13 protein-coding genes are annotated in these 14,303 nt (G+C 67.6%); 5 read left to right on the forward strand and 8 right to left on the reverse strand.

Annotated features, from left to right (window positions below; genetic code table 11):
• Positions 1-397 precede the first annotated feature (397 nt).
• Both WKW77_RS12490 and WKW77_RS12495 read left to right on the forward strand, forming a co-directional pair.
• Complete coding sequence (locus tag WKW77_RS12490) at positions 398-841, forward strand: hypothetical protein (protein ID WP_340357169.1); 444 nt, start codon at positions 398-400, stop codon at positions 839-841.
• A gap of 105 nt (positions 842-946) precedes the next feature.
• A complete protein-coding gene (locus WKW77_RS12495; protein ID WP_340357170.1) occupies positions 947-2,770 on the forward strand; it encodes an SLC13 family permease in 1,824 nt (607 codons plus the stop codon).
• On the opposite strand, the gene WKW77_RS12500 is transcribed toward WKW77_RS12495, so the two are convergent.
• The 4 genes from WKW77_RS12500 to WKW77_RS12515 are packed head-to-tail and all read right to left on the reverse strand — an operon-like array spanning position 2,767 to position 6,090.
• Entirely contained in the window at positions 2,767-3,141 is a 375-nt protein-coding gene (locus WKW77_RS12500; RefSeq protein ID WP_340357171.1) for a RidA family protein, read from the reverse strand. The two genes, WKW77_RS12495 and WKW77_RS12500, sit on opposite strands and share 4 nt — an antisense overlap.
• Positions 3,142-3,152: 11 nt before the next feature.
• Complete coding sequence (locus tag WKW77_RS12505; protein ID WP_340357172.1) at positions 3,153-4,022, reverse strand: alpha/beta hydrolase; 870 nt, start codon at positions 4,020-4,022, stop codon at positions 3,153-3,155.
• Positions 4,023-4,030: 8 nt separating this feature from the next.
• Entirely contained in the window at positions 4,031-4,888 is an 858-nt protein-coding gene (gene kynA, locus WKW77_RS12510; RefSeq protein WP_340357173.1) for a tryptophan 2,3-dioxygenase, read from the reverse strand.
• Between the two features lie 5 nt (positions 4,889-4,893).
• Positions 4,894-6,090 carry an amino acid aminotransferase gene (locus WKW77_RS12515; protein ID WP_340357561.1) on the reverse strand — a complete coding sequence of 399 codons (1,197 nt, stop codon included), beginning with the start codon at positions 6,088-6,090 and terminating at the stop codon, positions 4,894-4,896.
• A 138-nt stretch (positions 6,091-6,228) separates the two neighbouring features.
• Here WKW77_RS12515 and WKW77_RS12520 point away from each other — a divergent pair, with 138 nt between their 5' ends.
• Entirely contained in the window at positions 6,229-6,702 is a 474-nt protein-coding gene (locus tag WKW77_RS12520; protein ID WP_340357174.1) for an Lrp/AsnC family transcriptional regulator, read from the forward strand.
• Between the two features lie 56 nt (positions 6,703-6,758).
• On the opposite strand, the gene ssb is transcribed toward WKW77_RS12520, so the two are convergent.
• The 3 genes from ssb to WKW77_RS12535 form a co-directional block, all read right to left on the reverse strand.
• Complete coding sequence (ssb, locus tag WKW77_RS12525) at positions 6,759-7,358, reverse strand: single-stranded DNA-binding protein (RefSeq protein WP_340357175.1); 600 nt, start codon at positions 7,356-7,358, stop codon at positions 6,759-6,761.
• 159 nt (positions 7,359-7,517) lie between these two features.
• The gene (locus tag WKW77_RS12530) at positions 7,518-8,264 is read right to left on the reverse strand and encodes a winged helix-turn-helix domain-containing protein (RefSeq protein WP_340357176.1); all 747 of its coding nucleotides are present in this window, start codon (positions 8,262-8,264) and stop codon (positions 7,518-7,520) included.
• A 297-nt stretch (positions 8,265-8,561) separates the two neighbouring features.
• Positions 8,562-9,194, reverse strand: coding sequence for a response regulator (locus tag WKW77_RS12535; protein ID WP_340357177.1), 633 nt, complete (start codon positions 9,192-9,194; stop codon positions 8,562-8,564).
• A 212-nt stretch (positions 9,195-9,406) separates the two neighbouring features.
• On the opposite strand from WKW77_RS12535, the gene uvrA reads away from it, so the two are divergent.
• Both uvrA and atpE read left to right on the forward strand, forming a co-directional pair.
• Positions 9,407-12,457, forward strand: a complete 3,051-nt coding sequence (uvrA, locus tag WKW77_RS12540) for an excinuclease ABC subunit UvrA (protein ID WP_340357178.1) — start codon at positions 9,407-9,409, stop codon at positions 12,455-12,457.
• Between the two features lie 131 nt (positions 12,458-12,588).
• Positions 12,589-12,831 carry a F0F1 ATP synthase subunit C gene (atpE, locus tag WKW77_RS12545; protein ID WP_340357179.1) on the forward strand — a complete coding sequence of 81 codons (243 nt, stop codon included), beginning with the start codon at positions 12,589-12,591 and terminating at the stop codon, positions 12,829-12,831.
• A 15-nt stretch (positions 12,832-12,846) separates the two neighbouring features.
• On the opposite strand, the gene WKW77_RS12550 is transcribed toward atpE, so the two are convergent.
• Entirely contained in the window at positions 12,847-14,280 is a 1,434-nt protein-coding gene (locus WKW77_RS12550; protein ID WP_340357180.1) for a hypothetical protein, read from the reverse strand.
• Positions 14,281-14,303 lie beyond the last annotated feature (23 nt).

Consider the following 14,303-nt stretch of genomic DNA (forward strand, 5'->3'; position numbering starts at 1 on the left):
GATGACCGCCCCCAACGGCCCCGTCGCCCCGGCGAAGGTGCGCGGCAGCGAGAAGATCCCCGCGCCCACCATCCCGCCCACCACCATCGCGGTGAGCTGCATGCGGGACATCTTTTGCTCTGTGGAAGCCATCCGTCTCCTCTCAGCGGTCACTGACCCGCGGTTGTTGTCGATCGTGCGCCGGGACGGGTGACCTGCGGGTCACCGCTCGATGTCGCCGACCTAGCATTGGTGGGCATAAAAACTTTGTCAAGCCGACGAAGAATGCTTGCGGCTCCGGCCTCGGGCATCCAATGCCCGAAGGTGCAAGCGGCGCTGCACGTTGGGCCAATTGCCTCGCTTGCGACGCCTGCGATCATCTTTTCGGACCCCATCAACCCATGGAAGGAGGCATCCGATGACCCTCAAGCTCTTGTCCCGCATCGCCGCCATGGCCATGGCGCTGGTGCTCGCTGCCTGCGCCTCGACCGGTTCGCAGCCCGACGACATGGCGATCCGACAGGGCGTCATCGAGCAGATCAATCCGACGCAGATCCAGAGCAACGTCCACACCGGCGTGGGCGCGGTGCTGGGCGGCCTCACGGGCCTGGGCATCGGCAGCCTGATCGGCGGCGGCACCGGGCGCGACGTGGCCATGGTGGTCGGAGCGATCGGCGGCACGATCGGCGGCGCCGAAGTGGCGCGCCGCTACGACCGGCCGCTCGAAGGCCAGGAGATCTTCGTGCGAACCAACAGCGGTGTTCTGGTGCAAGTGACGCAGCCCACGACACCTGGCCTGCGCGTCGGGCAGCGCGTGTTCATCCAGGGCAAGGGCGACGCCGCGCGCGTGGTTCCGCAGTAAGTGGCACTGGGATCACCCGGTCTTTCTGATCGCGGCGAAGGCCGCTAGCATCCGCCGGGACTCGATGTCCGGGGCACGAGGCATTCAGCCCGCGCCCCCTTTGCCATGACCGTCCAGCTCGGCCTCGTCCTCCTCCTGCTCGCCGCGGCGATCGCGATGTTCGCGTTGAACCGGCCGCGCACCGACGCGGTCGCGCTCATCATGATGGCGTCCCTGCCCTTCACCGGCGTGGTGACCATGCAGGAGGTGCTTGCCGGCTTCGCCGATCCCAACGTCGTCCTCATCGCGATGCTGTTCGTCATTGGCCAGGGGCTGGTGCGCACCGGCGTCGCGCGGCGGCTCGGCGACATGCTCGTGACACGGGCCGGCTCGAACGAGACGCGCCTCGTCGTGATGCTGATGGTCATCGTGGCGCTGGTCGGCTCGATCATGAGCTCGACCGCGGTGGTCGCGATCTTCATCCCCATCGTGCTGCGCATCGCGCACAACACGGGGCTCGCGCCGGGCCGGCTCATGATGCCGCTCTGCGTCGCCGCGCTCGTGAGCGGCACGCTGACGCTGGTGGCGACCACGCCGAACCTCGTGATCCACGGCGAACTGGTGCGCGAAGGCTTCGCGGGCTTCGGCTTCTTCAGCATCACGCCGTTCGGCCTGCCGCTGCTGGCCGTGGCGATCGTCTACATGCTTCTCGCGCGAAGCTGGCTCGGCCGGTCGCCGGCTTCGAGCGCTGCGCCGCCGAGCCAGCGCACCGGGCTCGGCGAATGGATCGAGGAATACGGACTCGCAGGGCGCGAGCACCGGTTCGAGGTATCCGCCGACTCGCTGCTGGCCGGCAAGACGCTCGAAGAGCTGGCGCTGGAGCCTCTCCCCGGCGTGAATCTGCTGGCGGTCGAGCGTCGCACGCGCTTCGCGACCCACCTGCTGCCGCCCAGCACGCGGATCCAGGCGGGCGACGTTCTGTTCGTCGATGTGTCGAATCCCGAAATCGACACCGACGGGCTCACCCGGCGCTTCGGCGTGAGCCGTCTGCCGCTGGCAGGCGCGTACTTCTCGGAGCACGCGCAGGACATCGGCATGGCCGAAGTCATGATCCCGCCCGGCTCCGCGCTGGTCGGCAAGACGATCCCCGAGGCACGCCTGCGTGACGCACACGACGTGTCCGTCATCGGCCTGAGGCACGGCAGTGGCGAGAGCGTGGATGGCCCGCGTCCCGAACGCCTCGAAGCGGGCGACACCCTGCTCGTGGTCGGTCTCTGGAAGGCGATCAGCAAGCTCCGATCGGACATGGACCTCGTGGTCTTCAACCTGCCGTCCGAGTTCGACGACATCGCGCCGGCCGCTTCGCGCGCGCCGTTCGCGCTGCTCTCGCTCGCGCTGGTCGTGGCGCTGATGGTGAGCGGCGTGCTGCCCAATGTGCACGCCGCGCTGATCGGCTGCCTGCTGATGGGCCTCTTCGGCTGCATCGACCTGCCGAGCGCCTACCGCTCGGTGCACTGGCAGAGCCTGCTGCTGATCGTCGGCATGCTTCCGTTTTCGCTCGCGCTGCAGCGCACCGGCGGCGTGGACATCGCCGCGCAGACGCTCGTGGACGCGATCGGCGAAGCGGGACCGCGCACGGTGCTGGCCGCCGTCTTCATCGTCACGGCGCTGCTGGGCATGTTCATCTCCAACACCGCGACGGCGGTGCTGATGGCGCCGGTCGCGATCGCCATCGCGCAGCAGCTGAACGCATCGCCCCTGCCCTTCGCGATGATCGTGGCGCTGGCCTCGTCCGCGGCCTTCACGACGCCGGTGTCGTCGCCGGTGAATACGCTCGTCGTGGGGCCGGGCGACTACAGCTTCATGGACTTCGTGCGCGTCGGCGTGCCGCTGGTGCTGCTCACGCTGCTGCTCTCCATCGCCCTCGTGCCCTGGCTGCTGCCGCTCTAGCCGATGACCGCGTAGGCCACGATCTCGATCTTCATGCCGGGCACCACGAGGCCCGCGACACCCATGCTGGAGCGGTTCGGGTACGGCGCCGCGAAGAACTCGCGGTAGACCTCGTCGATGACCGGCATGTCCTTCACGTCGGTCATGTAGATCAGGACCTGCGTGACATCGACGAGGCTGCCGCCGGCCGCTTCGACCGCACGCTGGAGATTGGCGAAGGTCAGGCGCGCCTGCGCCGCGATCGGGCCGGTGTCGATGCTGCCGTCGGTACGCACGGGTCCGTGCGCGGTGAACAGCAGGCCCGATGCCTTGACGGCCCACGAGAACGGCTGCTTGAGCGGCGGCAGCCCGGTGTCGATGATTTCCTTCATGGGGTGCGGTCTCACAGGGATTCGAGGATACGAAGCGTCGCGTCGCCGAGCAGCGTGCCGGGCTGCGACAGTTCGAGGATGACGTCGAAATGGTTGCGCGACGGAACTTCGAAGTGTTCGAGCATGGGAGCGCCAGCCGCTCCGATGGCGCCGGCAAATGCCCGGCTCTGGCGCTTGAATTCGGCGGTTTCGATTTCACCCCAGCAGACGATGCTCGGCGGGAATCCACCCAGCGGCAGGCGGATCGGGCTCCACTTCGCCGCATCGCCCGGCGTGAGCGAGAGCGCCTGGTCGATCGAAGTGCCGATCAGCGGCGCCAGCTCGTACACGCCCGAGACCAGCACGCATGCGGCGGGAAGGCCCGCGGGCAGGTCGCGGTCTTCGGTCCAGCCACGCACGCAGCACATCGCGGCGAGATGCGCGCCGGCAGAGCTTCCGGCGACCACGATGCGAGAAGGATCGAAGCCCAGTTCGGCGCCGTGCGCGTGCAGCCAACGCAGCGCGTTCCTGCACTCGAGCGCGATGTCACCGATGTTCGCGTGCGGCGCCAGCGTGTAGTCGATGGCGGCGTAGGCAAACCCGGCGTCGATCGCGCCGGGCGCGCCGAACAGCGAGCTGCTCTTCGAGAGCTCCTGCCAGTACCCACCGTGGATGAAGACGAGCAGGGGCGGCAGTGCCTCGCCTCGCCTGCCGGGCGGAACGAAAAGGTCGAGCCGCTGCGACGGCTTGTCGCTGTAAGGCAGGTCGCGCCGCACGACACGCCCCTGCAGCGCCGCCGCGCTCTGATCCGCATAGGCACGAAGAAACGGGACGTAGTCGCCGCCGATGCACGAGCTCGGCGAGTACTCCCGCTCGCGGTCTTCCAGGGAAAGCACCGGCATGTCGTCGCTCAAAGCTCGGTACGCACGCGCCAGAGCTCGGGGAACAGCACCACGTCGAGCATCTTGCGCAGATAGCTCACGCCGCCGGTGCCGCCGGTGCCGCGCTTGAAGCCGATGACGCGCTCCACCGTGGTGACATGGCGGAAGCGCCAGAGCCGGAAGGCATCCTCGAGATCGACGAGTTCTTCCGCCAGTTGATAGAGGTCCCAGTGCGTGCGCGGGTCGCGATAGACCTCGAGCCAGGCCTGCGTGACGTCGTGGCTCGCGACATAGGGCTGGGTCCAGTCGCGCGCCAGATGCGTCGCCGGGATCGCGAGACCGCGCCGCGCCAGGAGCCGCAGCGACTCGTCGTACAGCGAAGGCGATTCGTAGGCAATACGCACGCGCTCGAGCAGGTCGGAGCGGTGTTCGTGCGGCTTCAGCATCGCCGGGTTCTTGTTGCCCAGCGAGAACTCGATGCAGCGGTACTGGTAGCTCTGGAAGCCACTCGATGCGCCGAGGTACGGGCGCATCGCGGTGTACTCGGGCGGCGTCATGGTGGCGAGCACGTCCCAGGCATGGACGAGCTGCTCCATGATGCGCGACACCCGCGCGAGCATCTTGAACGCGGCGTCGAGCTCGTCGCTCGCGATGCAGCGCAGCGCGGCGCCCAGCTCGTGCAGCATGAGCTTCATCCACAGCTCGCTGGTCTGGTGCTGCACGATGAACAGCATCTCGTCGTGCGCCGGAGACAGCGGGCTCTGCGCGTGAAGGATCTCGTCGAGATGAAGGTAGTCGCCGTAGCTCATCGAGCGGCTGAAGTCGAGCTGCGCCTTCTCTTCGTGAACGATGTGCTCGGTCATCGAGCCGGGGGCCTGCGCGGTCATGCGGATCAACCCAGCACGGCGGCCATCGACTGCGCGACGTGGTCCACGTTGCTCGTCGTCAGGCCCGACAGGCACAGGCGGCCGGAACGCACGAGGTACACGCCGTGCTCCTCGCGCAGCCGGTCGACCTGCGCTTCGCTCAGGCCGGTATAGCTGAACATGCCACGCTGGGTGAGGAAGTAGTCGAAGTTGCGGCGGCCCTGGAACTTCTCGGTGAGCACCGCATGCAGGCGCTCGCGCATGGCGCGGATGCGCTTGCGCATCTCCGCCGTTTCGTTCGCCCACTCGGCGAACAGCGCCGGGTCCTGCAGCACGCGCGCCACGACGCGGCCGCCGTGCGTGGGCGGCGTGGAGTAGTTGCGGCGCACCGTGGCCTTGAGCTGGCCGAGCACCAGGTCCGCGGCCTCGCGGTTCACGCACACCACGCTCAGGCCGCCGCAGCGCTCGCCATACAGCGAGAAGTTCTTCGAGAACGAGTTGGCGACGAAGAACTGCAGCCCCGCCTCCGTCATCGCGCGCACCGCGAAGGCATCCTCGTCGAGGCCGTCGCCGAAGCCCTGGTAGGCGATGTCGATGAAGGGGATCAGCTCGCGCTCGCGCAGCACCGGGATCAGCGTCTGCCACTGGGCAATGGTGAGGTCGACGCCGGTCGGGTTGTGGCAGCTCGCATGCAGCAGCACGATGCTGCGGCGCGGCAGGTCGCGCAGGGTGCTCAGCATGTCGTCGAAACGCAGCCCGCCGGTCTTCGGGTCGTAGTAGGGGTAGGTCTTCACCTCGATGCCCGCGCCTTCGAAGATGGCGTGGTGGTTTTCCCAGGTCGGATCGCTGACCCAGATGCCGCTTTCGGGGAAATAGCGGTGCAGGAAATCCCCGCCGACCTTGAGGCCGCCCGAGCCGCCGAGGGTCTGCAGGGTCGCGACGCGGCCGCTCTTCACCGCTTCATGTTCGGCGCCGAACAGCAGGCGCTGCACGCCGCTGCGGAAATCGGCCAGGCCTTCCATCGGCAGGTAGGGGCGCGGGCCGAGATCCTGCAGCAGCGCGGTCTCCGCCTTGCGCACGGACGACATCACCGGCAGGCGCCCTTCGTTGTCGAAGTACACGCCGATGCTGAGGCTGACCTTTTCGGGTCGCGGGTCCTTCTGGAACGACTCCATCAGCGAAAGGATGGGATCGCCCCCATAGACGGGAACGTGGTCGAACAGGGAGGGGGTCGCTGTGGTCATGGGGCACTCGTCTTGGCTAGGGAAGGTGGCGGATTTTTCTTGATTGGGTCATCCTTGCCAACGGAATTTTTCGGGTCGCATAATTTTTCCTCCACACGATCAATTTGAGGAATTTTTATGCCCATCGATCTGGACAACACCGACCGGCAACTCCTGGCGGCGCTCCAGGAGAACGCCCGGCTCACCACCGGCGAGCTCGCCCAGATGACGGGGCTGTCGCAGTCGCCCTGCTGGCGCAGGATCCGGCGCCTGGAGGAATCGGGCCTCATCGACGGCTATCACGCGCGGCTCGACCGGCGGGCGCTCGGCTACGGCGTGGTCGCGTTCGTCAGCATCAGCATCGACTTCCAGAACGAGGCGCGGTCGGTCGAGTTCGTGGAAGCGGTGCGCGCGATCCCGCAGGTCGTGATGTTCCACGGCATCACCGGATCGGCGGACTTCCTGCTGATGGTGATTGCCAGCGACCTCGATGCCTATTCGGACTTGCTGCAGAGCAAGCTGCACCGGCTGCCGGGCGTGCGGCACGTGCAGACGAGCTTTTCACTGCAGGAGTTCAAGCGCTTCGACGAGGTGCCGATTCCCGCCCAATGAAAAAGGGCCGGTCTCCTCAAGGAAACCGGCCCCGGATTCGGATCGCGACAGTCGTATCAAAACGGAATGTCGTCATCCATGTCGTCGAATCCAGTCGACGACTTGGAAGGCGCCTGCCGCGGCGCAGGTGCCGGTGCCCGGGGAGCGGCCGCCGGCGCACGCGAATAGCCACCACCACCACCGCCGCCGTAGCCACCACCACCACCGCCGCCGTAGCCACCACCACCACCGCCGCCGTAGCCACCACCGCCACCGCCACCGCCACCGCCACCGCCACCGCCACCGTAGCCATCGTCATCGCCCGAAGGCGCACCCTGGCCCTGGCGGCTGCCGAGCATCTGCATCTGGTCGACACGGATGTCGGTGGCGTACTTCTCCACGCCGTCCTTGTCGGTGTACTTGCGGGTGCGGATCTGGCCCTCGACGTAGATCTGGGAACCCTTGCGCAGGTACTGCGCGGCGATCTCGGCCAACCGGCCGTTGAAGACGAGACGGTGCCACTCGGTGGCCTCGCGCATTTCGCCGCTTTGCTTGTCCTTCCACTTGTCCGTGGTGGCGAGGGTGACATTGCACACCTGATCGCCGCTGGGGAAGGTGCGTGTTTCCGGATCGCGTCCGAGATTGCCGACGAGAATGACTTTGTTGACCGATGCCATGTGTACTGCCCCTGGTGACAGAAATGAGATTGGAGTCGCAGGAAGCCCCTCCTGCGGCTCGGAAGCCAAAGCCGCGCAGTCGCAGGCGCGCCGGCGCGGCTTTTCCAATCGATCGAGTCTAACTCGCCGCGCCCGCCGCCCGCCGTGCGGGTCGGCGCTTCAACAGGCTGGGGAAAACACCTGCGCCGAGGGCCCGTCGACGGCCACGCCAACGCCGGCGGGCTTGCCGGAGCGCCCCGTCTGCACCAGGCGGTAGCCGAGGCGAGGCCGCGTCTCGAGATGCCAGCCGTGCTGGCCGCGCAGCCGAAGCGCGGATCGCAGCTCCTTGATGACAGTCCCGATGTTGTCGATCCGGCGCCGCGCCGGCCCCTTTTCGTCCGGCGGCAGCATCAGGGTCAGGGTTCGTTTGGGGACGAGCTGACCGGCGCGGAAGAAGAGCTCCAGCGCGATGTCGAAGGCGACCGGGTCGAGCCCGGTCTGACGACCGTCGAAAGCAACGACCCGCCTCGCCGGCTCGAAGGTGTAGTCGCCCCAGGTCATCTTGAGCGGCGCGTTGTCGGCGCCGACGGCACTGAGCAGCGAAAGGACGGCCGCGCAAAGGTCCGAGAAGTCCCGGGGCGCGGCGACGACGAGGTTGGCGGTCGGCGGAACCGGCCCGGCGTCCCTGTCGAACTGGACGAGCAGCAAAGGGAGTTCCGGGCCGACGAGTTCTCGCACGCTCTGCAGGACCGGCCGCCCGAGGCTGTCCGCCACTGGCGCTTCGCCAATCAAGAGCATCTCGAGGGTCGATGCATCGGGGCCGAAGTCGGCCAGCTCATCGAGGCTGACGAACACGAGCGGCGCATGGCCGGCGGCGCGAAAGACGCGGCGCGCGAACTCGCGCGAACGCAGGGAATAGGCGAGCACACCGACTCGCCGGCGGGCGGCGGAACAACGCATGATGATGCGCCCCCGTTCAGCGCGCGAGAGCGGATCGACGTCCGCGCGCACAGCCAGGCAGCGCCTGGCATCGAACGGGAATGTGATCCCGGAGAGATGGAAATGCGGTCGGCAAGGCCCGACCTTGGGCCACTGATGCAGTCATGTTGTTTCCCTGATGCACTGCGCGGCGCGTGCACCTGTTGTTGGTATTTCGATCCGTGCCGGATCGTCGTGCAGCGGGCGACGGCGTCGGCCCGCTTGCAAGCATGAGCTGGCGGTGCGTCAGGTCACGAGGCGGTGGGTGCGAGAAAAATCGACCAGCTCGACCAGGCTGGAGATATTCAGCTTCTCGAAGATCCGTGCCTTGTAGCCGCTGATGGTCTTGTTGCTGATGAGCAGGATTTCGGCGATTTCCTTGTTGCTCAGCCCACGCGCGAGATGCTGGAGAACCGTGAGCTCCCGGTCCGACAGCCTGCGTATCAAGGCATTGGGGCGCGAGCCGTCCAGCAGCGTGGACTGCGAAGCGAGGATCGATGTCGCGAAGATGCTGTAGCCCGCGAGGACCGCATGCGCCGCATGGATCAGCCGCTGCAGATCCTCGGACTTGCTGATGAATGCATTCGCGCCGGCCTTGACCGCCCGGGCACCGAAGATCGATTCCTCCTGGCCCGACAGCACGACCAGCTTGGTCTTGGGCAGCGCCTTGCGCACCCGTTCGATCACATCGAGCCCGTTCAGCCGGGGCAGTTCGAGATCGAGAACCACCAGTTCCGGCTCCAGTTCGCGAATGATCTCGAGCGCGGAAGGGCCGTCCCCGGCCTCGCCGATGACCTCGAACTGATGGGTGCCTGTCAGTGCGGTGCGAACCGCCAGGCGGATCGCCGGATGACCGTCGACGACGACGACTGAATGCATGTTTCTCCCTTTCGTTGACATCAGCGGCGGAGGATAGCGGCGCACCGCTGGGATCAGCGACCTTTCCTAAATAGCGGGGCATTTTTCAGAATCTTCTTGTCCGCGGAGGACGTTTTCTTGCCGGGGCAGACCGCGTCCGTGCCGAAATCCCGGCGTGTACCCCGAAGAACACGGGCACTTATCATGTCCGGTTGCCCAGAATCGACCGTCCTGTGAATCCCACCCCCGATGACGCCTACCTCGGTGCCGTGCTTGCGCAGCAGCGCATCAGCATTCGCGGCGCTCGCACGCACAACCTCAAGAACGTCGACCTCGACATCCCGCGCAACAAGCTGGTGGTGATCACCGGTTTGTCGGGCTCGGGCAAGTCGAGCCTCGCGTTCGACACGCTGTACGCCGAAGGGCAGCGCCGCTACGTGGAGAGCCTCTCGGCCTATGCGCGCCAGTTCCTGCAGTTGATGGACAAGCCGGACGTCGACGTCATCGAAGGCCTCTCGCCGGCGATCAGCATCGAGCAGAAGGCGACCAGCCACAACCCGCGTTCCACCGTGGGCACGGTGACCGAGATCCACGACTACCTGCGCCTGCTGTACGCGCGCGCCGGCACGCCCTACTGCCCCGACCACGACCTGCCGCTGCAGGCGCAGACGGTGAGCCAGATGGTGGATGCGGTGCTCGCGATTCCCGACGAGCCGCGCCTGATGATCCTGGCGCCGGTCGCGCGCGACAAAAAGGGCGAGTTCCTCGAGCTCTTCGCGGAGATGCAGGCGCAGGGCTACATCCGGTTCCGCGTCGACGGGCAGACCTACGAATACAACGACCTGCCCAAGCTCAAGAAGACCGAGAAGCACGACATCGACGTGGTGATCGACCGCCTGCGCGCGCGCCCCGACATGCAGCAGCGCCTCGCGGAGAGCTTCGAGGCCGCGCTGCGCCTGGCGGATGGCCGCGCAATCGCGCTCGAGATGGATGCGCCGGCGGCCGAGGCGCCCGCATCCGGACTGCCGCCCGCGCGCGAGCACCTCTTCAACGCGAAGTTCGCCTGCCCGATCTGCCACTACTCCCTGGCCGAACTCGAACCGCGGCTGTTCTCCTTCAATTCGCCGGTGGGTGCCTGCCCGACCTGCGACGGCCTCGGCAACCGGGAGTTCTTCGACCCCGCTCGAGTGGTCGCCTTTCCGTCCCTGAGCCTCGCCAGCGGCTCGGTGAAGGGCTGGGATCGCCGCAACGGCTATTACTTCAGCATGCTGGAGAGCGTCGCCAAGCACTACAAGTTCGACCTCGACAAGCCCTTCGAAGAGCTCCCCGCGTCGGTGCAGCAGGCTGTGCTGAACGGCTCGGCGCAGGAAGAGATCAAGTTCACCTACGTGATGGAGAGCGGCCAGCAGGCCGGCAAGAAGCTGGTGCGCAAGCACCCCTTCGAAGGGATCATCCCGAACATGGAGCGGCGCTACCGCGAGACCGACTCCGCGATGGTGCGGGAGGACCTCTCGCGCTTTCGCAATCTCCAGCCCTGCCCCGACTGCGAAGGCACGCGCCTGCGGCGCGAGGCGCGCAACGTGTTCCTGGTCGACGACGCGGGCCCGGAACCGCGCCGCATGGCGATCTACGAGATCAGCCGCGCCACGCTGCGCGAGAGCTTCGACTACTTCCGCGCGCTGCACCTGCGCGGCGCCAAGGCCGAGATCGCGGACAAGGTGGTGCGCGAGATCGGTCTCAGGCTCAAGTTCCTCAACGACGTCGGGCTCAACTACCTGAGCCTGGACCGCAGCGCCGAGACGCTCTCCGGCGGCGAGGCGCAGCGCATCCGCCTGGCTTCGCAGATCGGCTCCGGGCTCACCGGCGTGATGTACGTGCTCGACGAGCCCAGCATCGGCCTGCACCAGCGCGACAACGACCGCCTCATCGGCACGCTGAAGCACCTGCGCGACATCGGCAACAGCGTGATCGTGGTCGAGCACGACGAGGACATGATCCATGCCGCCGACCACATCATCGACATGGGCCCCGGCGCGGGCGTGCATGGCGGTCGCGTGATGGCGCAGGGCACCTACGCGCAGGTCGCGGGTGCTCCGGAATCGCTGACCGGCCAGTACCTCTCGGGCGAGAAGAAGATCGCCGTCCCGGCGCGCCGCACGCCATGGCTGCCGGTGGTGACGAAGGACGCGCCGGAGACGGCGAAGAAAGCCTCGCGCTTCCCGCCGAGCGCCGCGGCCGAACGACGCGCCGCACGCGAAGCCGCGCACCTCGCGACGCAGACCGACGTGCAGGAAATCCGCGTCGTCGGCGCGACCGGCAACAACCTCAGGAACGTGAACGTGGCCTTTCCGGTCGGCCTCTTGACCTGCGTCACCGGCGTCTCCGGCTCCGGCAAGTCCACGCTGGTCAACGACACGCTCTACGCCGCGGTGGCGCGCACGCTCTACCGCGCACACGAGGAGCCGGCCGCGCACGAGGCGATCGAGGGCATCGAGTACTTCGACAAGGTCATCAACGTCGACCAGTCGCCCATCGGCCGCACGCCGCGCAGCAACCCGGCCACCTACACGGGCCTGTTCACGCCGATCCGCGAACTGATGGCCGAGACCAACACCGCGCGCGAACGCGGCTACGGCCCGGGCCGCTTCAGCTTCAACGTCGCTGGCGGCCGCTGCGAGGCCTGCCAGGGCGACGGCGTGGTGAAGGTCGAGATGCACTTCCTGCCCGACGTCTACGTGCCCTGCGAGGTGTGCCACGGCCAGCGCTACAACCGCGAGACGCTGGAGGTGCAGTACAAGGGCCGCAACATCGCGCAGATCCTCGACATGACGGTCGAGGCCGCGCACGACTTCCTGAAGGCGGTGCCGACCATCGAACGCAAGCTGCGCACGCTGCTCGACGTCGGCCTGAGCTACATCAAGCTGGGCCAGGCCGCGACGACGCTGTCGGGCGGCGAAGCGCAGCGTGTGAAGCTCGCGCTCGAACTCAGCAAACGCGACACCGGCCGCACGCTCTACATCCTCGACGAGCCGACCACCGGCCTGCACTTCGCGGACATCGAGCTGCTGCTGAAGGTGCTGCACCAGTTGCGCGACGCCGGCAACACCATCGTGGTGATCGAGCACAACCTCGATGTGATCAAGACCGCGGACTGGCTCGTCGACATGGGCCCGGAAGGCGGCGCCGGTGGCGGCACGGTGGTGGGCGTGGGCACGCCAGAGACGATCGCCGCGAACGAGGCGAGCCACACCGGGCGCTATCTCAAGCGTTTGCTGCCCGGCTGACGAAGCCGCCGCGACATGACCTGCGAGGTCATCGACGCCATTCGCCTGCTCGAAGACATTGGAGGCAAGCCGGAGCCAAGGTGGCGCCGGCAGCAACTAGGCCGAACTTCCAAGGCCAACGAAAGAGCATCATGAACGGCTTCGACTCCCTCCCCCTCGCCGCAGGTCTCCTCATCGGCATCGCCGCCGTGGGCTCGTGCCTGGGCATCGGCATCGTCGGCTCGAAGCTGCTCGAAGGCACCGCGCGCCAGCCGGAACTCAAGGACACTCTGCAGACGCAGTTCTTCCTCATCGCGGGCGTCACGGACGCGGCGTTCATCATCGCGACCGGCATCGGGCTGTGGTTCGCCACGGCCAACCCGTTCAAGGGCTGAAGGCCCCGCCGGGCGTCAGACGCGCCCGGCCTCCATGCGGTCGAACAGCCAGCGCGCCGCGGCCTTGCGGCGATCGGCCTCGGGGGCAGCCGGTGCCGCGCCCGAGAAGGCCCTCACGCGCTCCATCGGGAGATTCAGGAGACGCCGGCGAAAGCGGTTCTGAGCGCCCTCCGCAGCGTACCGGCCCGGGTCCTGCCTGAAGGCCAGTGCCACCGCCGCGAAGAGCGTGCGTACGTCCTTGCCCGTGGGGTCCTCCGCCTTGTTGGCGCGATCCGCATCGGCCTTCGCGCTCGACTGCATCGCATCGGTGAAGCCGAGGACGCTGGAAAGGCTCTCGCCGGCACCCCCCTTGTTTCGCGCCAGTGCTTCGAGCGGCGCATGCATCAGCGCGTGGACGACGCGCGGGACATCGTCCTCGTACGCGGGCAACGCATGGGCCGGATACGTCGCGGTCCAGGCAGCCTGGAAATCGTCCGCGATCTGGCTGAATCGCGCCTTCGCCGGCTCATCGGCGGCCAACTGACGCAAGGCCTCGCACACCAGCCGCACGCGCAGCGCGCGCGTCGGATACGCACGCCAGCGCCCGGCCGCATCCGGCTGCGATTCGGTCGCGATGTCCGGCGCACCGCGAAGCACGTCGATCAGCGTGCCGACGAAGGCTGGCCCGGTCGCCAGCACGCCATAGATGTCGGCGAAGACCTCGCTGCGCCAGCGGCCCGACCAGGCCGCCCGGCGCTCTTCGTCGACCGCACCGAGCGCCGTCAGGACGAGTTGGCGCAGATCCTCTTCCAGCCCCAGGTCTTCTTCCACCAGATGCCCGACCTCGTGGCCGACGAACACAGCATCGGGCAGATGGCTCACCTGGTACCACGGGATGCCGATCAGCGGCACGGGGATGGCGCGCAGGTAGTCTTCGAAGTCGTCGATGGTGCGCAGCACGCCGGTGGCTTCGTCGAGTTCGTAGGCCTGCTCGCGCGAGCGCGCGAACGGGCTCCAGCGCGCGTTCGGGAACACCAGCGGCGGCAGCCGCGCGCGCTCCGCGGGCAGGCGGCCGCTGGCCACCGCGCGGTCGTGCGCCGGCCGGTACGCCTGCCAGGCGAGGTCGTCGATGAGGATCAGCGATTCGCGCAGGCGTGCCTCGATGCGCACCGCGAACTTGCTCCGGTAGCACTCCCAGATCTGCAGCGCCGCGAGGATGCGCCGCTCGAGCCGCTCGATCGCCGCGACGGTGAGGGGCTGCGCCTTGCGCAGTTCGGCCAGCTCGCCGCTGATCACCGCATGCATTTCCTCCAGGTCGCCGCAGACCTCCGCGATCTGCGAGCGGTGCCAGGCGAAGCGCGCCTGCGCATCCTTGCTCTCCTCGCGCCAGGCGGAGGTCTCGCCGCTGAGGGTGGCGAGCTTGGCGTCGAGCGCGAGCACGCGGCGGGATAGGCTATCGATGTCGCTCATCGGGCGACTCCCTCCCGATGCAT

Origin of the sequence: Variovorax ureilyticus, assembly GCF_037889935.1 — a bacterium.
Classification (GTDB): Bacteria; Pseudomonadota; Gammaproteobacteria; order Burkholderiales; family Burkholderiaceae_C; genus Variovorax; species Variovorax ureilyticus.